We start from the raw sequence: 19,208 nt of genomic DNA, 5'->3' as shown, positions 1-19,208 counted from the left end.
GGGAGGCGCGGTGTGCGTCATGCGGGCAGGTGCGGGCCGTCGTCGGTCACCTCGGGGAGCCGGGCCGGCCCTCCGGAGCGGGTCGCTGCCGACTGCGTGGCAGCTGCCAGGTCGGGCGCGCTGGCTGGGCCGGGCGCGCTGGCGGTGCCCGGTTCGCCGGCTGCGTCGGCCGCGCTGGCGCTGCCGGGTTCGATCGCCGTGTCCGGCGCACCGGCCCCGTCGGGAGCACTCGTCGGCGTCGGGGCGCCCGCGGCCTCCGGCGCGCTCGTCGGCGTCGGGGCGCCCGCGGCCTCCGGCGCGCTCGTCGGCGTCTGCGCGAGCTTCGTGACCACGGCCGCCGCAGTCGCCGGCCCGACGCCGTTCACCTCGGCGATCTCCTCCGCCGTCGCCTCGCGCAGCCGCGCCACCGACCCGAAGTGCTTCAGCAGCGCGTTCACCCGGGTGGGGCCGAGACCCGGGATCTCGGACAGCCGCGACCGGACGTCCCGCTTGCGCCGGGTCCGCTGGAGCGTGATCGCGAACCGGTGTGCCTCGTCACGGATGCGCTGGATGAGGAACAGTGCCTCGGAGTTGCGCGGCAGGATCACCGGGAAGTCGTCGTCCGGCAACCAGAGTTCCTCGAGCCGCTTCGCGATGCCCACGAGCGCGATGTCGTGCACCCCGGCCTCGTCCATCGCGCGCTTCGCCGCCTGCACCTGTGGCTGCCCGCCGTCGACGATGAGGAGCTGCGGCCGGTACGCGAACCGCTTGGTGGGCTTCGAGCCCTCGACGACCTCGTCACTGGTGACGTCGGGAACGTCCGGCAGCTCGGCGTCCTCGTCGAGGCGCGCGAGCCGGCGGGACAGCACCTGGTACATGCTGTCGGTGTCGTCGGTGGTCTCGGCGATCGAGTACCGCCGGTACTGGTCCTTGCGGGGCAACCCGTCCTCGAACACGACCATCGACGCGACGACGTTCGTCCCCTGCAGGTGCGAGATGTCGTAGCACTCCATGCGGAGCGGTGCCTCGGTCATGCCGAGGGCGTCCTGGATGTCCGCCAGCGCCGCGGACCGCGTCGTGTAGTCGGCGGAGCGCTTCGTCTTGTAGAGCATGAGCGCCTGGGCAGCGTTCTGCGCCGCGGTCCGGGCGAGCCCCGCCCGGTCACCCCGCTGCGCGGTGCTGAGCTTGGTGCCCCGACCGCCACGGCGTTCGCTGAGCCACTGCTGCAGCGCGTCGGCGTCCTCCGGCAGTTCCGGCACGACGACCTCGCGCGGGGGTTCCTCGCCCGTCGCGTACTGTCCCTGCACGATCTGCTCGATGAGGTCGCCCGTCGAGATGTCGAGTTCCTTGTCGACGACCCACCCGCGCACACCGCGGATGCGCCCGCCGCGCACCGAGAACAGCTGCACGGCCGCGGCGAGCTCGTCCTCGGAGATGCCGAACAGGTCGAGGTCGACCGAGTCGCGGAGCACGACCGCGGACTTCTCGAGCACGGCCTCGAGCGCGCCGACCTGGTCGCGGAACTTCGCGGCCTGCTCGTACTGCATCGCGTCGGCCGAAGCGGCCATGCGCTGCCGCAGCTGGGTGATCACCCGGCGGTCGTAGCTCGCCATGAAGCGCACGAACTCCTCGACCAGCGCGCGGTGCTCGGCGATCGTGACCTTCTGGGAGCACGGGCCGCCGCACTTGCCGATCTGCCCCGGGAAGCACGGCTTGCCGGTCTGCATCGCCTTCTTGTACGACGAGTCCGAGCAGGTGCGGATCGGGAACACCTTGATCATCAGGTCGATCGTGTCGTGCACGGCCCAGATCTTCGGGTAGGGCCCGAAGTACTTCGCGCCCTTGATCTTCCGGTTCCGGGTGACCATCACCCGCGGCGACTCCTCGCCCAGGGTGATCGCCATGTACGGGTAGGACTTGTCGTCCCGGAACTTGACGTTGAAGGGCGGATCGAACTCCTTGATCCACGTGTACTCGAGCTGCAGCGCCTCGATCTCGGAGCCGACCGTCGTCCACTCGACGCTCCGTGCTGTGAGCACCATGCGCCGGGTGCGCTCGTGCAGCGTCGGCAGCGGTGCGAAGTAGTTGCTCAGCCGGGCACGGAGGTTCTTCGCCTTGCCGACGTAGAGCACCCGGCCGGCTTCGTCACGCCAGCGGTAGACGCCCGGATCAGTCGGGATCTCCCCCGCCTTCGGACGCCACGGGACGGTGTCCGCCACCTACCGAGCACCCGCCTTCTGCTTCGCCTTCGGCCGCTTCTGGCTGGCCGTGCGTGCGCCGACCGCCTGTTCCTTGCCGACCCGCGCGTCCTGCGCGTCGAAGATCTCCTTGAGGAAGACCCCGGTGTGGCTCTCGGGCACGTTCGCCACGTGCTCGGGCGTCCCCGTCGCGAGGACCGTCCCGCCGCCGGATCCACCCTCGGGTCCCATGTCGATCAGCCAGTCCGCCGACTTGATGACGTCGAGGTTGTGCTCGATCGTGATGACCGTGTTGCCCTTGTCGACCAGGCTCTGCAGCACGAGGAGCAGCTTGCGGACGTCTTCGAAGTGCAGACCGGTGGTCGGTTCGTCGAGGACGTAGACCGTCCGGCCGTTCGACCGGCGCTGGAGCTCGGTGGCGAGCTTGACGCGCTGCGCCTCGCCCCCGGAGAGGGTCGTCGCGCTCTGTCCGAGCCGGACGTAGCCCAGCCCGACGTCGACGAGGGTCGCCATGTACCGGTGGATCGCGGAGATCGGCTCGAAGAACTCGGCTGCCTCGCTGATCGGCATGTCGAGGACCTCGGAGATGTCCTTGCCCTTGTAGTGCACCTGCAGCGTCTCGCGGTTGTACCGCGCACCGCCGCAGACCTCGCACGCGACGTAGACGTCGGGGAGGAAGTTCATCTCGATCTTGATCGTGCCGTCACCGGAGCAGTTCTCGCAGCGACCGCCCTTGACGTTGAAGCTGAAGCGACCGGGCTGGTAGCCGCGCGCCTTCGCCTCGGGCGTCTCGGCGAAGAGCTGTCGGATCCGGTCGAACACGCCCGTGTACGTCGCCGGGTTGGACCGCGGGGTCCGACCGATCGGCGCCTGGTCGACGTGCACGACCTTGTCGAGCTGGTCGAGCCCCTTCACGCGGGTGTGCTTGCCCGCGATGTGCCGTGCGCCGTTGAGCTGGTTGGCGAGCACCTTGTAGAGGATGTCGTTGACGAGCGTCGACTTGCCCGAGCCGCTCACCCCGGTGACCGCGGTGAACACTCCGAGCGGGAAGTCCGCATCGATCGACTTGAGGTTGTTCGCCCGCGCACCCTGCACGCTGATCGTGCGCTTGAGGTTCACCGTGCGACGCTCGGCCGGGACCTCGATCGCACGTCGGCCCGCGAGGTAGTCGCCCGTGATCGATTCGCGGTTCTCGATGATCCCCTCGTACGAGCCGGAGTGGACGACGTTGCCGCCGTTCACACCCGCGCCGGGGCCGATGTCGACGACCCAGTCAGCCGTGCGGATCGTGTCCTCGTCGTGCTCGACGACGATGAGCGTGTTGCCGAGGTCCTTGAGCTTCACCAGGGTGTCGATCAACCGCCGGTTGTCGCGCTGGTGCAGCCCGATGCTCGGCTCGTCGAGGACGTAGAGCACGCCGGTCAGACCGGACCCGATCTGGGTGGCCAGACGGATGCGCTGCGCCTCGCCGCCGGACAGCCCGCCCGCGCCACGGGAGAGCGTCAGGTAGTTCAGACCGACCTCGAGCAGGAACTCGAGCCGCGCCCGGATCTCGCGCAGGACCGCCGCCGCGATGTGCGCCTCGCGCTCGGTGAGGGTGAGGCTCTCCATGAAGCCGTACGCGTTGTCGAGCGACATGTCCGTCACGTCGGCGATGCTGCGGCCGTCCACCGTCACCGCGAGCACCTCGGGCTTGAGACGCGTGCCGTCGCAGACCGGGCAGGGGACCTCTCGCAGGTAGCCCTGGAAGCGCTGCCGCTGCGAGTCCGACTCGGCCTCGGCGAACTTGCGCTCGATGTAGGGCATGACGCCCTCGAACCCGCTCGTGTACCGCATCTCGCGGCCGAACCGGTTGCGCCAGGACACCGACACCTGGAAGTCCTTGCCGGTGAGGATCGCTGCCTGGACCGAGGCGTCGAGACGGTTCCACGGGGTGTCCAGGTCGAACCCGAGGTCCTTGCCGAGGCCGGCGAGGAGCTTCTCGAAGTAGGAGTAGAGCCCGCTCGTGCCCGTCCACGGCAGCAGGACGCCGTCGCGCAGGGACGCCTCGGGGTCGCCGAGGACGAGGTCCGGGTCGACCGACATGCGGGTACCGAGGCCGGAGCACTCGGGGCACGCACCGAACGGCGCGTTGAACGAGAACGTGCGCGGCTCGATCTCGGTGAGCGCCAGCGGGTGGTTGTTCGGGCAGGAGAGGTTCTCGGAGTAGGTCCGGACCGCACCGGGTCCCTCGGCGTCGACGAGGTCGATCGCGACCGTGCCGTCGGTCAGGCGCAGTGCCGTCTCGAGCGAGTCGGTCAGACGCCCGAGGATGTCCTCGTTCGCGACGAGACGGTCGACGATGACCGAGATGTCGTGCTTGACCTGCTTCTTGAGCTTGGGCGGGTCGCTGAGCTGGATGCGCTCCCCGTCCACGATCGCGCGGGCGTAGCCGGACGCCGCCAGTTCTTGGAAGAGGTCGACGAACTCGCCCTTCTTCTTGGAGATGACGGGCGCGAGCACCTGGAAGCGCGTGCCCGACTCGAACTCCATGAGCTGGTCGGCGATCTGCTGCACGCTCTGCTTGCTGATCACCTCACCGCAGACGGGGCAGTGCGGGATGCCGATGCGCGCCCAGAGCAGACGCATGTAGTCGTAGACCTCGGTGATGGTGCCGACCGTCGAGCGCGGGTTGCGGTTCGTCGACTTCTGGTCGATCGAGACCGCGGGCGAGAGCCCTTCGATGAAGTCGACGTCCGGGCGGTCGACCTGCCCGAGGAACTGGCGCGCGTACGCGGACAGCGACTCGACGTAGCGGCGCTGTCCCTCGGCGAAGATCGTGTCGAACGCCAGCGAGGACTTGCCGGATCCGGACAGACCCGTGAACACGACGAGCGAGTCGCGTGGGATCTCGAGGTCGACGTCGCGCAGGTTGTGCACGCGGGCACCGCGCACGCTGAGCGTGGAGGTGCTGTGCGGTGCCGTGCCGCCGGGGATGTGGAGGTCTACGGGCTCGCCGAAGGCATTCCGGCCCGACGTCGAGGTTCCGCGGTCAGAGGTGATGGTCATCGTCGTCGATTCTACGAAGCGGCACCGACATTCGGCCGCGATGGACGGTCAGACGAGTGCGTCGAGAGCGAACGCGACCCCGGCGGCACGCTCGCTCGCCACCCAGAGCCGGGCGGCCTCGGCCCGGTCGTGGGCCCGCGGTTCGGCCCGGACGACCGCTGCCGGCCCCCGGAGCTGCATCCAGCCCGACGGCCCCCAGTACTCGCCGGATCGGACGCCGTCGGCGATCGCCGCGTGCACGAGCGGGTCGGCGCCGGCGTCCTTGCCCTGGGCGTACAGCCGCTGCGCCGGACGGGTCCACGCCGGCTCCGATCGGGACGATGCGACGTCGGGACGCTCGGGTGACAGCAGGTCGAGCGAGAACCCGGGATGCGCGACGACGCTGGAGACCGGTGACCCGGCATCGGCGAGGCGTTCGGCGAGCTCGAAGCCGAAGAGCATGACCGCGAGCTTGCTCCGCCCGTACTGGCGGTAACTCGAGTAGTGGCTCGCGCCGAGCGGGCCCGCCGGGTCGAGCCGTGCCCACCGGTGGGCGATCGACCCGAGGTGCACCACGCGGCCCGCGCGGCGGTCGAGCAGTGGGAGCGTCAGCGCCGTCCAGGCGAAGTGCCCGAGGTGGTTCGTGCCCACCTGCAGCTCGGTGCCCTGGGCCGTTCGCTGCATCGTGCTCGCGCCCACCACGCCGGCGTTGTTCACGATCGCGTCGACACCCTCCGGCTGCAGCGCCGCGAGCTCGTCGGCGGCTGCCCGCACGCTGTCGAGGTCGGCGAGGTCGAGGTGCACGTGCGCGAGGTCGGCGCCGTCCACGTGGCGACGGATGCTCCGCTCGGCCGCCGCAGCGCGCTCGCGGCTGCGGGTCGCGAGGACGACGCGGTGACCGGCGGCGGCGAGCTGCTCCGCGGCGAAGTACCCGAGGCCGGCACTCGCACCGGTGACGACGACGGTGCGACGAGACCCGTCGCGCGCGGCGCGCGCGCCGGCGTCAGCTGACATGGCCCGCCGACTCCATCTGGCGGAGCGCCTTCTTGAGGTCCTGCACCTCGTCGCGGAGCCGTGCGGCGAGTTCGAACTTCAGCTCGGCCGCCGCCTGCAGCATCTGCTCGTTGAGGTCGCCGATGGTCGCTTCGAGCTGCATCGCCCCCTCGCCGGCGATCCCGCCGCGCTTGAGGTTCGGCGTCGGCGAGCGTCGGCCGTCCGCTCCGGGGCGACCTTCGAGCAGCGCCTTCGTGTCGTCGTTCTCACGCGCCAGGATCTCGGTGATGTCGGCGATCTTCTTGCGCAGCGGCTGCGGGTCGATGCCGCGCTCGGTGTTGTACGCCACCTGCTTCTCGCGGCGCCGGTCGGTCTCCTCGATCGCGGTCTTCATCGAGTCGGTCATCTTGTCGGCGTACATCAGCACCTGGCCCGACACGTTGCGGGCGGCACGACCGATCGTCTGGATGAGCGACGTCGACGAGCGGAGGAAGCCTTCCTTGTCGGCGTCGAGGATCGCCACGAGCGAGACCTCGGGCAGGTCGAGCCCCTCGCGCAGGAGGTTGATGCCGACGAGCACGTCGTAGACGCCCTGGCGCAGTTCGGTCAGCAGCTCGACGCGCTTGAGGGTGTCGACGTCGGAGTGCAGGTACCGGACCCGGACGCCGGCGTTGCCGAGGAAGTCGGTGAGTTCCTCGGCCATGCGCTTGGTCAGCGTCGTGACGAGCACACGCTCGTCCTTCTCGACGCGCTGGTTGATCTCCTCGAGCAGGTCGTCGATCTGGCCGTCACTCGGCTTCACGACGATCTCGGGGTCGACCAGGCCCGTCGGGCGGATGATCTGCTCGACGACGCTGTCGGTCACGCCGAGTTCGTACCGGCCCGGGGTCGCCGACAGGTAGACCTTCTGGCCGGAGCGCTCGAGGAACTCTTCCCAGGTGAGCGGTCGGTTGTCGAGGGCGCTCGGCAGCCGGAACCCGTGCTCGACCAGCGTGCGCTTGCGGGAGGCGTCCCCTTCGTACATCGCGCCGATCTGCGGCACGGTGACGTGCGACTCGTCGATCACGATGAGGAGGTCGTCCGGGAAGAAGTCGAGCAGGCAGTGCGGCGGTTCCCCCGCGGCACGGCCGTCCATGTGGCGCGAGTAGTTCTCGATGCCGGAGCAGAAGCCGATCTGCTCCATCATCTCGATGTCGAACGTGGTGCGCATCCGGAGCCGCTGGGCCTCGAGCAGCTTGCCCTGCCCCTCGAGCTCGGCCAGGCGCTCGGCGAGTTCGTCCTTGATCGTGGCGATCGCCCGGTGCATGACCTCGGTGTCGGCGACGTAGTGCGACGCCGGGAAGATCGACACGGCGGGCATGTCCTCGATCACGTTGCCGGTGAGCGGGTGCAGGTACGACAGGGCCTCGACCTCGTCGCCGAACATCTCGATGCGGATCGCGTGCTCTTCGTACATCGGGATGATCTCGAGCGTGTCGCCGCGGACCCGGAAGGTCCCTCGTGCGAAGTCGACGTCGTTCCGCTGGTACTGCATCGCGACGAACTTGCGGACGAGCTGGTCGCGGGAGATGGTCTGGCCGACGTGCAGCGCGACCGAGGCGTTCATGTACTGCTCCGGCGTCCCCAGGCCGTAGATGCAGGACACCGTCGAGACCACCACGACGTCGCGCCGGCTGAGCAGCGAGTTCGTCGTCGAGTGCCGGAGCCGCTCGACCTCGGCGTTGACCGAGGAGTCCTTCTCGATGAAGGTGTCCGTCTGCGGGACGTACGCCTCGGGCTGGTAGTAGTCGTAGTACGAGACGAAGTACTCGACGGCGTTGTTCGGCAGCAGGCTCCGGAACTCGTTCGCGAGCTGGGCCGCCAGGGTCTTGTTGTGCGCGAGCACGAGCGTCGGCCGCTGCACCTGCTCGATGAGCCACGCGGTCGTCGCCGACTTGCCCGTACCGGTCGCACCGAGCAGCACGACGTCGGTCTCACCGGCGTTGATGCGACCGGCCAGTTCGGCGATCGCCGCGGGCTGGTCGCCGCTCGGCGAGTACTCGCTGATGACCTCGAACGGGCGGACCGCGCGCGTGGGCTCGATTGACACTGCCATGCCCACCACGGTAGTCGGCACCCCTGACACCGGAGCCGTCTGCTCGCCCTCGGCGTATCGTCCACGCCAAGCACGCTCCGAGACCGCTGATAGGGACCCGGCATAGCCTCCGATCCGTTCAGCAACCCGACTCGCTCTCACTCCCCGAAGAGGCCCCCATGACGACGGCGACCCCCGCCGCACCGACGAAGGGCACCCCGTTCCGCGGACGCATCCGCGGACGAGTGCTCATCCTGCTGTGCTGCATGTACGCGATCTCGTACATCGACCGCACCAACATCTCCACGGCGCTCCCCCACATCACCGAGGACTTCGGCTTCAACGAGACGACCGCCGGGCTCATCGTCTCCGCCTTCGCACTCCCCTACGCCCTGCTGCAGGTCTTCGGCGGCACGATCGCCGAGAAGTTCGGTCCCCGGAAGGCCCTGTTCGTCATCACCGTGATCTGGGGTGTCGCCACCCTCTGGACCGGGTTCTCGGTCGGCTTCTGGACGCTCTTCGCCGCCCGCGCCCTCCTCGGCCTGAGCGAGGCCGCCGCGTTCCCCGCCGCCACCCAGGCCATGAGCCGCTGGATCCCCCGCGACCGCAACGGCTTCGCACAGGGCGTCGTGCACTCCGCGGCGCGCCTCGGCAACGCCCTCGCACCGCTCCTCGTCGCCTGGGTCATCGGTGCGACGGGCAGCTGGCGGTGGGCCTTCTTCGCGACGGCCGTCCTGTCCATCGCCTGGGCGATCGTCTGGTTCGTCTGGTTCCGCGACAAGCCCGAGGACACCGCCGGCATCCAGCAGGTCGAGCTCGACGAGCTCCCGCCCGTCGAGACCCGCGCCACCCGGCCGCCCGTCCCGTGGCGCACGCTGGCCCGGCAGATCTCCCCGGTGACCTTCGTCGACTTCGGGTACGGCTGGGTGCTCTGGGTGTTCCTCACCTGGATCCCGACGTTCCTCAGCGACACCTACGGCCTGCCGATCAGCCAGTTCGCCCTCTTCACCACGCTCGTGCTCCTCGCGGGCGTCGTCGGCGACACCGTCGGCGGGATGCTCAGCGACCGCATCATCCACCGCGGCGGCGACAGCCGGAACGCCCGGAGGATCGTCCTCGTCATCGGCCTCGGCGGCTCCCTCGTCTGCCTCGTCCCCCTCGTGATCGGGCAGGGCCTGGTCGTCGCGACGATCTCGCTCGCCCTCTCGTTCTTCTTCCTGGAGCTCTGCAACGCCAACCTCTGGGCCATCCCGATGGACGTCGCCCCGCAGTGGTCCGGCACCGCGTCGGGGTTCATGAACACCGGCTTCGGCATCGCCGGCGTGATCTCGCCGATCGTGTTCGGCGCGCTGATCGACGCCTCCGGCTGGCAGCTGCCCTTCGCGCTCTCCTGCGTGCTGCTCGCCGCTGCGGCCGTGGTCGCGTGGTTCATGAAGCCGACGCGACTCACGATGACGGACGGCGTCCTCGAGATCGGCGTCCCGAAGGCCGAGCAGCACGCCGGCTGATCCGCGTCGCGACGACCGCTGCACGCTGCGGACGGGAGGCGCGGTGCCAGGCCGACCCGCGCCTCCCGTCCGACACTGCGCACGACGGGAGGCGCGGTGCCAGCCCGACCCGTGCCTCCAGTCCCCACGCGGTGCGGGCGACGCCCCATCGACGGACGCGCTCAGCGCGTCGACCGCGGCCCGACGTCGTCCGTCTCCCCCACGAGCGCATCGTCCGGCTCGACCGGCTCGGCCGGCTCGACCCGCGGTTCCGGGGCGACCACCGGCACGGCACCAGCACCCGCACCCCGAGCAGCCGCCTCCCGCTTCCGCGCCCGCGCCGCCCGTTGCCCACGCGACGACAACGACGGCCGCCCCGTGAGCGGCACGCTCAACGGCGTCCACCGGAACAGCTCCGTCACGGCCACCGACAGCACGAGCACGAGCACGTAGGTGACCAGCGTGAGCCAGGGCGGGGGCACGACCCGTTCGAGCCAGCTGTCGCCGTACAGCAGGATCCAGATCGCGAACGGGTGGCTGAGGAAGATGCCGAACGACCGGTCCGAGCCGTAGTCGACGACGCGGGCGAGCGCGCTCCCGGGCCGACGCCGATCCGCCCAGCGCGCGCCGATCGCCAGGAACCCGACGAACACGGCGCTGCTCCAGAGCACCTGGACGGGCTGCAGGGGCGTGCCGGCGGCGTAGAGCGACTGCCCGAGACCGACCTGCAGCCACCACACGCCGAGGGTGAGCGCGCCGACGCCCGCGAAGCCCCAGAGGACGGCGCGGCGGTGCACCCGGATGAACCGGAGGAAGGCGTCCGCGTGGTCGGCGGCGATCGCGCCGGACACGATGAAGAACACGTACGAGAAGAAGAACTGCTTCTGGTAGCCGTGCATCCACGCGTCGCTGGCGGGGAAGTACTTGTACCCCGCGAAGACCACGAGCTGGAACACGAGCGTCCCGGCGAGGACCGCGACGTGGTGGCCGCGCGTCCTCCGGACCAGCCACGCGATGACCGGCAGGAGCAGGTACACCTGCATCGTCACGAGCAGGAAGTAGAGGTGGTACCAGGAGACGCCGGTGACGATGCCCTCGGCGTAGGTGCGCACGAGGTCGGGCACGTCGCCCCGGCGAGTGGCGCTGAGGAGCCAGGACGACGCCACGTAGACGAAGGACCACGCCAGGTAGGGCACGCCGACGAGCAGGAAGCGCTTCGGCCAGAACTGCGCCATCGGCCGCGGTCGGAGCGTGTAGCTGTAGACGAGCACGAAGGCCGTCAGCGAGAAGAAGACCAGGCGGGTGAAGTGGAGCAGGCCGAGCAGGGCGTTCAGCGGGACGTCGTCGGCGGCGACCGTGTGACTCGTGGTGTGCACGCCGATGACGCAGGCGAAGGTCAGGATGCGGAGGACGTCGACCTCGTAGAGGTGCCGCGGCTTCCCCTCGGCGGTGCGGGTCGGCGTCTGCACCCGACGGTCGGCAGCGTCGGCGGTGGGCGTAGCGGCGCCGGCGGTGGGCGTGGCGGCGTCGGCGGTGGGCGTGGCGGCGTCGGTCACGGGTGTTCGGCCATCGTCCGCACCTTCGCCCGCTGGACCTTGCCGGTCGGCGCGCGCGGCAGGTCGGGCACGACGACGATCTCGACCGGACGGCGGAACCGTGTGAGGTGCGCCTCGGCTCGCGCGGTGAGGTCGGCGACCAGGGCCTCGGCGTCCACGGCCTCGTCCGGCTGCGGGATCACGTAGGCGATCGGCACCGCGCCGAGGACCTCGTGCGGCCGCCCGACGACCACGGCCTCGAGCACGCGGTCGTCGCCGAGCAGCACGTCCTCCACCTCGGACGGGTACACCTTCTCGCCGCCCCGGTTGATGACGTCGTCCGAGCGACCGGCGAGCGACACCCAGCCGTCCGCCGAGACCGATCCGACGTCGCCCGTGCTCAACCAGCCGTCCGCGTCGAACCGCTCGGCTGCGCGACCGAAGAGGTAGCGGTGGACGATGCCCTCGCCGCGGATCCAGAGGGCGCCGACCTCGTCGGCGGGCAGCACCGTGCCGTCCTCGCCCCGGACCTGCACCTCGGACCCGACCGGCACGCCGACGGTCCCGACGCGTGCGGGTGCACCGAGCGGCGTGGCGGTGATCTGCGACGCCCCCTCGGTCATCCCCCAGCTGACGACGAGCGGGACGTCGCCGAGCGCCTGCCGCACCGGATCGGGCAGCGGAGCGGAGGCGCTGCGGACGAACCGGAGCCCCTCGGGGAAGTCGAGCGGACCGGTCTTCGCGAGGACCGCGAGGATCGCCGGGACCGCGTTCAGCCAGGTGATCCGGCGCTCGGCGAGCAGCTCCCAGAAGCCGGTGCGACGGAACCGCCGGTCGAGCACGAGGGTCCCGCCGGCCACGAGGGTCGCCAACAACCCGACGACCTCGGCGTTCACGTGGAAGAGCGGGAGGGAGTTGAACCCGCGGTCCTCCGGCGTGAGGCGGTTGTGCTGCGCCACGGACCGGGCCACGAACAGCAGCTGCGACTCGGGCAGCTCGACGCCCTTCGGGGTGCCGGTGGAGCCGGAGGTGAAGAGCACGACGGACCCCTCGCCGGGTGCGTCCGGGTTCTCCGACGGCAGGTCGCCGTCGCGGACGGCTGCCGGGAGGAACGTGGCCGCGTCGATCCCGCTCGCCGGCGCCCCGGGGACGGTCGCGTCCACGGCGCGGTCCGACACCACGAGCGAGGCGCCGCCGATCAGGTCGGCGAGACGGCCGGGTTCCGAGGTCGGCTGTCCGGTGTCGACGGGGATCGCCCGCCGACCGGTCGCGAGGGCGGCGAGGTGCACGACCGCGAACGAGAGCGGGTCGGCGAGGTCGACCAGGACCGCCCCGGACGGCGCGACCCCGATCGCGTCGAAGGTCGACGACCACGCCGACACCGCGTCCTCGAGCGCACGGTAGGTCAGGACGCGGTCACTGCGCGCGTCCTCGAGGTAGCTGCGCTCCCCGTCCTGCGCCGCGCGGGCACGGATGGTCGAGCGCAGGTCGGGTCGTTCGCCTGCTTGCTGCACGGACTCAGAGTATTGCGGGATCCTATGACGGGTCCGAGGGGAAGCGGTGGAGCAGCCACTGCCACAGCGCCTCCATCCGCGGGAGCCCGTCGCGGCCGATCGGGGTCGTGTCCTTGATCGTGCGCGAGTGCGCCTCGGCCGGCGACCCCACCGCGATGTCGGTGAGGATCGCGTGCGGGTCCTCGTCGGGTCCGGGCGGCGCGGTGTCGGTCCGGAACGGCCCGTCGGGACCGTCGAGCCCGAGCACCTTCCAGGAGCCGCGGATCCGGGGGCCGAAGACGTCGCGCACGTCGTCGATCGCGTACATCCGGGCGACCGGTGTCCGCCCCGGGCGGTCCATCCAGGCCGCGTGCTCGCTGCCCAACGACTCGACGGGCGAGGAGAACATCAGCGCGCCCTGCACCGGCCGGATGTGCGCGATGTACGCAGCTTCTCCACCGCCCTGCGAGTGCCCGGCCACCACGATGTCGTGCCAGGCGATGTCCGAGTCGCCCTGGACGAACCGTCCCCACCCGCCGTCCGGGTCGTGGTCATCGAGGTAGGCGATCGCGTCGCGGAACCGCGAGACGATCGAGCCGGCCGGCTGCACCGAGCTGAACCGTGACGGCCGGGTGCCGTCGAACCGGTTCCGCTGCACCTGCCCGTAGCAGTGCGGATCCGCCTCGCACGTCCCCGACAGCGTCTTGCCGAGGTTCCAGTAGTCGAGCCCGAGCACGTGGTACCCGTCGCGCAGCGCCGCGGACAGGAACAGCTGGTAGTCGGCGGGCCGGGCTCGGGTCGCCGGCAGGAACAACAGCAGCGGTCCGCCGGAGTCGGTGCGTGCCGCGAAGTCGTCACGGTTCGGCTCGAGCCGCTGCCCGTTGATCGTGCCGAGGCGGAAGCGGTGGAACTCCCCCACCGGACCGTGCTCGTCGCCGCGCGGTCGGTCGGCTGCGGACACCCGGCCGTGCTCCGCGACCCGATCGCCACCGAGGACGTTCGCCGCGACGAGCGACGCGGCGCCGATCGCCACGAGGAGGACGGCCGCGAGGACCAGGAGCACCCGGTGCTTCATCGGCCGATGCGCTCCCAGACCTTATCGGCGGATCGGATCGTGTCGGCGAGGGTGCCGGTGGCGTCCACCACGTGGTCGGCCAGCGCCAGTCGGTCGGCGTCGCTCGCCTGTGCGGCGACGCGGCGCTCGGCTTCGTCGCGGGGCATGCCGCGGTGCTCCACGAGCCGCTCGATCCGCTGGGCAGCGGGAGCATCGACCACCACGACCGCGTCGAACCGCAGCGGCCGGCTCCCCCGGGCTTCGGCGAGGAGCGGCACGTCGTAGACCACGACGGCGCCCGGGTCCGCTGCCTCGGCTGCGTCGAACGCCGCCTGGGCGAGACGCCAGACCTCAGGGTGGGTGATCCGCTCGAGGTCCTTCCGCGCCGCGGCGTCGGCGAACACGATCGCGCCGAGTGCCGGCCGGTCGAGCGAACCGTCGGGTGCGATCACGCCGGGGCCGAACCGCTCGGCGACCTGCGCGAGGCCCGGGCTGCCGGGAGCGACGGCGTCGCGCGCCAGCCGGTCGGCGTCCACCACGACCGCGCCGTGCTCGGCCCAGCGGCCGGAGACGGTGGACTTGCCCGCGGCGATGCCGCCCGTGAGACCGATGATGCGCACACCGACAGGCTACCGACCCGCACCGGCGAGACCCCCGACGACCGTGCGCGGCACCGGGTCGAGACGGTGAGCACCGCAGCGGGGGGTGTTCGTCGTCGTCCTGCGGAAGCGTCTACCCACTCACGAGCGCCGGCACCCGGGTCACGCGCCGTTGCATCGGCCGACCGGTCAGGCTCCAGCTCAACGGCGTCCGGCGGACGACGAGCACGAACCCCAGCGTCGCGATGACCGCACCGACGAAGAACACGGGGGTCAGTACCGCGAACGGCACGGGCCCGGAGACCGGGGCGAGCACAGCGGCCACCCCGTACAGGAGGAGTTCGTGGGCGAGGAAGAGGCCGTACCCGAGGTCCTGCATGCGTTCACCGGCGCGCTTCGCCATCGACGACCATCGCCCGGTCGACGCGACCAGCTGCATGCACATCGCAACGGCGGCGAGCCCGAAGAGCACGTTCCACACGAATCGGAGCTCGCTGAGCAGGAGGTCGTTGCCGAAGGAGCGCGGATCGTCCACCGACGTAGCGATGCCGATGTACGCAGCGGCGAAGGCCCCGAGTCCCACGGTCAGGTGCACGACGTGCGCACGGAACCACGTCGTCGCCACCTCGAGGTTCGCCGCGAGGGCCACGCCACCGATCACCCAGAACGGGTACGCGATGCAGAGTCGGCCCAACGGGAACTGTATCGGCGCGATCACCAGGCCGAACCCGACGACGGCGAACTGTCCCACGGCCGCAACGACGACGAGAACGACCTGCGTACGTCGCCCCAGACGGGCGAGGAACTGGATGAGCGGCGCCAGGAGCGTCAACTGGATCGTGACGAACACGAAGTACAGGTGTGGGGCCGCGGAACCGGTCAGGATCGACACCACGATGCCACCGACCCCGCCTGGGCCGGAGCCGTTCGCCGCGATCTCGACGCCGGCGTACACAGCGGACCAGACCAGGAACGGCCACGCGATCACGAACAACCGCTTGACCGTCGACGACGACGATGCCGAGCGCGCGATGAGACATGCGGTGATGGTGACGAACAGGAATCGTCCCTCCGGCAAGAGCGAGAAGAGCAACTGCGCCAAGGGATCATCCGCGGTGCGCTCTCGGGCGAAGGCCTCAGCGTGGTTCCAGACCACCGTCAGGAACATGACGATCCGGAGTGGTGAAAGGAAGTGGATCCGCGGCTTGCTGCTCGTCGATGCACTCATTTGGCGTCTCCATCACCTCATGTGCGCAAAGCGCAACCCATGCATGTACGAAATACAATATACCACAGACTTTGAGGTGGCGCCGGAACGGCCGGAAGCCCGGCACCCCTTCTCAGGGATGCCGGGCTTCCGGTACGGCTGCGCCGCTCGATCAGTTGGTCGAGCTGAGCTTCTCGCGGAGCGCTGCGAGCGAAGCGTCGTCGGCCAGGGTGCCCTGACCGTTCGACTCGGTCGCGAACGTCGAGGACGACGACGACGAAGCGGTCGCCGGGAGGTCGAAGCCACCCTGCGCCTCGTCGGCGATGGTCTTCGCGACCTGCGCCTTGTGGGCCTCCCAACGCGACTGGGCGGCAGCGTACTGACGCTCCCACTCCTCGCGCTGGGTGTCGAAGCCCTCGAGCCACTCGTTCGTCTCCGGGTCGAAGCCGTCCGGGTACTTGTAGTCGCCCTTGTCGTCGTACTCGGTCGGCATGCCGTAGAGCGCCGGGTCGAACTCGGAGCCTTCCGGGTCCACGCCCTCGTTCGCCTGCTTGAGGCTGAGCGAGATGCGACGACGGTCGAGGTCGATGTCGATGATCTTGACGAAGACCTCGTCGTTGACCGAGACGACCTGCTCGGCGAGCTCGACGTGCTTGTTCGAGAGCTCCGAGATGTGCACGAGGCCCTCGATGCCGTCGGCAACGCGGACGAAGGCACCGAACGGCACGAGCTTCGTTACCTTGCCCGGTGCGATCTGGCCGATCGCGTGCGTGCGGGCGAAGACCTGCCACGGGTCTTCCTGCGTGGCCTTGAGCGAGAGCGACACGCGCTCGCGGTCCAGGTCCACCTCGAGGATCTCGACGGTGACTTCCTGACCGACCTCGACGACCTCGCTGGCGTGCTCGATGTGCTTCCAGCTGAGCTCGGAGACGTGGACGAGACCGTCGACGCCGCCCAGGTCGACGAACGCACCGAAGTTGACGATCGACGACACGATGCCCTTGCGGACCTGGCCCTTGTGGAGGTTGTTGAGGAACGTGGTCCGCGACTCGGACTGCGTCTGCTCGAGCAGCGCGCGGCGCGAGAGGACGACGTTGTTCCGGTTCTTGTCGAGCTCGAGGATCTTCGCCTCGAGCTCCTGACCGAGGTACGGCGTGAGGTCGCGGACGCGACGCAGCTCGATGAGCGACGCCGGGAGGAAGCCGCGGAGGCCGATGTCGACGATCAGACCGCCCTTGACGACCTCGATGACCGTACCGGTCACGACGCCGTCGGACTCCTTGATCTTCTCGACGTCGCCCCAGGCGCGCTCGTACTGCGCACGCTTCTTCGACAGGATGAGGCGACCTTCCTTGTCCTCCTTCTGGAGAACCAGGGCCTCGACCTCGTCGCCGACCTCGACGACCTCGTTGGGGTCGACGTCGTGCTTGATGGAGAGTTCGCGCGAGGGGATGACACCCTCGGTCTTGTAACCGACGTCGAGGAGGACCTCGTCGCGGTCGATCTTCACGACGGTGCCGGAGATGAGGTCTCCGTCGTTGAAGAACTTCAGGGTCTTCTCGACCTCGGCCAGGAAGTCATCAGCCGAGCCGATGTCGTTGATGGCGACCTGCTTGGGAGCCTTGGTCGTGGTGGTTGTCATGTAGAGATTGCTCCGAACGGACATGAGTCGGGCCGAGACGGCGAGGGAGCGACCCCCTGGTCCGAACCGGATGCCGGTTCGAGCCGTCCTGGCGATGTGTTTGGTGAGCGCGGATTGCGCCGCACAAGTCTAACCGCAGCGAGCGAGCGCCCACAACCGGGCGTGTCGGATCGTGTCGGCCCCGATCGATCAGCCGAGCAGGGCGCTGCGGAGCGTGTCCAGACCGATGCTGCCGAGCGCGAGGGCCCGGTGGTGGAAGGCCTTGAGGTCGAACCACGCACCCTCGCGGGCGGCCACCTCGTCGCGGATGGACTCCCAGACGCGCTGACCGACCTTGTACGACGGCGCCTGCCCGGGCCAGCCGAAGTAGCGCGCCACCTCGAACTGGACGAACTCGTCGGACATGTTCACGTTCTGGCGCATGAAGTCGAGGGCGTACTCCCACGTCCAGGCGCCACCGTCGGGGTTCGTCTTCTGCAGGTGGACGCCGATGTCGAGCACCACTCGGGCCGCACGCATGCGCTGCCCGTCGAGCATGCCGAGCCGGTCCCCGTCGTCGTCGAGGAAGCCGAGCTGCTCCATGAGGCGCTCGGCGTAGAGCGCCCAGCCCTCGACGTGCCCCGAGGACCCGGACAGCTGCCGACGCCAGGTGTTCAGCTCGCCGCGGTTGTAGACGCCCTGGCTGATCTGGAGGTGGTGGCCGGGGACACCCTCGTGGTAGACCGTCGTCTTCTCGCGCCAGGTGCCGAACTCGGTGACGCCCTGCGGCACGGACCACCACATGCGGCCGGCGCGCGAGAAGTCGTCGGACGGGCCGGTGTAGTAGATCCCGCCCTCTTGTGTGGGGGCGATCCGGCACTCGAGGCGCTTGATCGGGTCGGCGATGTCGAAGTACTTGCCGTCCATCGCCCGGATCGACTCGTCGCTCGTCTCCTGCATCCACCGCTGCAGGGCGTCGGTGCCGTGCAGCACCCGCGCCGGGTCGGCGTCGAGGACCTCGATCGCCCGGGCGACGCTCGCACCGGACTCGATGCGGTCGGCGATGCGCTCCTGCTCGTCACGCATCCGCGCGAGTTCCTCGATCCCCCACTGGTACGTCTCGTCGAGGTCGACGACCGCACCGAGGAATCGCCGCGAGTGCAGCTCGTACGCCTCGCGCCCGACGGCGTCGACCGGCGTCGCGAGCGGCATCAGCTCGTGCTCGAGGAACTGCCCGAACGACCGGTACGCAGCAGCGGCGACCTCGGCCCCGCGGGCGAGCTCGGCCCGGAGCGGCTCAGGCACCGGACCACCGTCGTCGAACGCGGCGCCGTCGACCAGCTGCCGGAAGACGCCGTCCGCCGCACCGGTGCGGGTGGCCTGCTCGGCGATGAGCGCGACCTGGCGACGAGCGGGCGTGACGTCCTCGCGCGTTCCCTCGAGCAGGGTCTCGCGGATGCCCTCGATCGCGTCGGGGAGCGCGTGCAGCCGACTCGCGATGTCCTGCCAGTCGGACTCGGTCGCGGTCGGCATGAGGTCGAGGACGTCGCGCACGGACTGCGCCGGGCTGGCGATGACGTTGAGGTCGCGGAGGTGGAGCTTGCGGTCGAAGGACTCCTGGACGAGGTCGAGCTCTGCGCCGAGATCGGTCTTCGTCACCTCGTCGACGGCGTCCACCGCGTCGGCCGCGTCCAGCGCACGCTTCGCGGCGCGCGCCGCGTCCGCCATGGCCGCCGCACCGGCGGGCGACGTGTCGCCGTACTCCCCCGTGCGCCCCGGGACGCCGATGTACGTGGCGACGGTCGGGTCGAGGTCGACGAGGGTGGACACCCAGTCCTCGGCGACGCGGTCGACGGCGGAGGGCTGGCGGTCGGGACGGTCATCGGTCATGCTCACGACCCTATCCACGACGGCTCACGACGAGGAACCTGCGGGACTGGA

The 19,208-nt window shown here is 70.1% G+C and carries 12 protein-coding genes; 1 reads left to right on the top strand and 11 read right to left on the bottom strand.

Annotated features, from left to right (window positions below):
* Positions 1-17: 17 nt before the first annotated feature.
* From uvrC to uvrB, 4 genes are read right to left on the bottom strand one after another with little or no spacing between them, the layout of a single operon-like run.
* On the bottom strand, positions 18-2,198 hold the full coding sequence (gene uvrC / locus BM028_RS13080; RefSeq protein ID WP_254789571.1) for an excinuclease ABC subunit UvrC: 2,181 nt from the start codon (positions 2,196-2,198) through the stop codon (positions 18-20).
* Complete coding sequence (uvrA, locus tag BM028_RS13075; RefSeq protein ID WP_092387048.1) at positions 2,199-5,225, bottom strand: excinuclease ABC subunit UvrA; 3,027 nt, start codon at positions 5,223-5,225, stop codon at positions 2,199-2,201.
* A gap of 48 nt (positions 5,226-5,273) precedes the next feature.
* Positions 5,274-6,218 (bottom strand): SDR family NAD(P)-dependent oxidoreductase, encoded by a 945-nt coding sequence (locus BM028_RS13070; protein ID WP_092387047.1) that lies wholly within the window; start codon positions 6,216-6,218, stop codon positions 5,274-5,276.
* Complete coding sequence (gene uvrB / locus BM028_RS13065; protein WP_070419051.1) at positions 6,208-8,280, bottom strand: excinuclease ABC subunit UvrB; 2,073 nt, start codon at positions 8,278-8,280, stop codon at positions 6,208-6,210. Before uvrB ends, BM028_RS13070 begins: the two co-directional genes overlap by 11 nt.
* A gap of 170 nt (positions 8,281-8,450) precedes the next feature.
* Here uvrB and BM028_RS13060 point away from each other — a divergent pair, with 170 nt between their 5' ends.
* Entirely contained in the window at positions 8,451-9,779 is a 1,329-nt protein-coding gene (locus BM028_RS13060; protein ID WP_092387046.1) for an MFS transporter, read from the top strand.
* Between the two features lie 161 nt (positions 9,780-9,940).
* Here BM028_RS13060 and BM028_RS13055 read toward each other — a convergent pair whose 3' ends face one another.
* The 7 genes from BM028_RS13055 to BM028_RS13025 all read right to left on the bottom strand — a co-directional run bounded on the left by BM028_RS13055 (position 9,941) and on the right by BM028_RS13025 (position 19,157).
* On the bottom strand, positions 9,941-11,314 hold the full coding sequence (locus BM028_RS13055) for an acyltransferase (RefSeq protein ID WP_092387044.1): 1,374 nt from the start codon (positions 11,312-11,314) through the stop codon (positions 9,941-9,943).
* Positions 11,311-12,807, bottom strand: a complete 1,497-nt coding sequence (locus tag BM028_RS13050; RefSeq protein ID WP_092387042.1) for a class I adenylate-forming enzyme family protein — start codon at positions 12,805-12,807, stop codon at positions 11,311-11,313. Before BM028_RS13050 ends, BM028_RS13055 begins: the two co-directional genes overlap by 4 nt.
* A 22-nt stretch (positions 12,808-12,829) precedes the next feature.
* Complete coding sequence (locus BM028_RS13045; protein WP_092387040.1) at positions 12,830-13,861, bottom strand: BPSS1187 family protein; 1,032 nt, start codon at positions 13,859-13,861, stop codon at positions 12,830-12,832.
* Positions 13,858-14,460, bottom strand: a complete 603-nt coding sequence (gene coaE, locus BM028_RS13040) for a dephospho-CoA kinase (RefSeq protein ID WP_092387039.1) — start codon at positions 14,458-14,460, stop codon at positions 13,858-13,860. The genes BM028_RS13045 and coaE overlap by 4 nt, the downstream gene beginning before the upstream one ends.
* A 112-nt stretch (positions 14,461-14,572) precedes the next feature.
* Complete coding sequence (locus BM028_RS13035) at positions 14,573-15,667, bottom strand: acyltransferase family protein (protein WP_092387038.1); 1,095 nt, start codon at positions 15,665-15,667, stop codon at positions 14,573-14,575.
* Positions 15,668-15,818: 151 nt separating this feature from the next.
* The gene (gene rpsA / locus BM028_RS13030; protein ID WP_070416219.1) at positions 15,819-17,288 is read right to left on the bottom strand and encodes a 30S ribosomal protein S1; all 1,470 of its coding nucleotides are present in this window, start codon (positions 17,286-17,288) and stop codon (positions 15,819-15,821) included.
* A gap of 189 nt (positions 17,289-17,477) precedes the next feature.
* Positions 17,478-19,157 (bottom strand): DUF885 domain-containing protein, encoded by a 1,680-nt coding sequence (locus BM028_RS13025; RefSeq protein ID WP_092387316.1) that lies wholly within the window; start codon positions 19,155-19,157, stop codon positions 17,478-17,480.
* Positions 19,158-19,208 lie beyond the last annotated feature (51 nt).

The organism is Curtobacterium sp. YR515, from assembly GCF_900113095.1.
Taxonomy (GTDB): domain Bacteria; phylum Actinomycetota; class Actinomycetes; order Actinomycetales; family Microbacteriaceae; genus Curtobacterium.
This window is presented reverse-complemented; position numbering and strand designations above follow the sequence as displayed.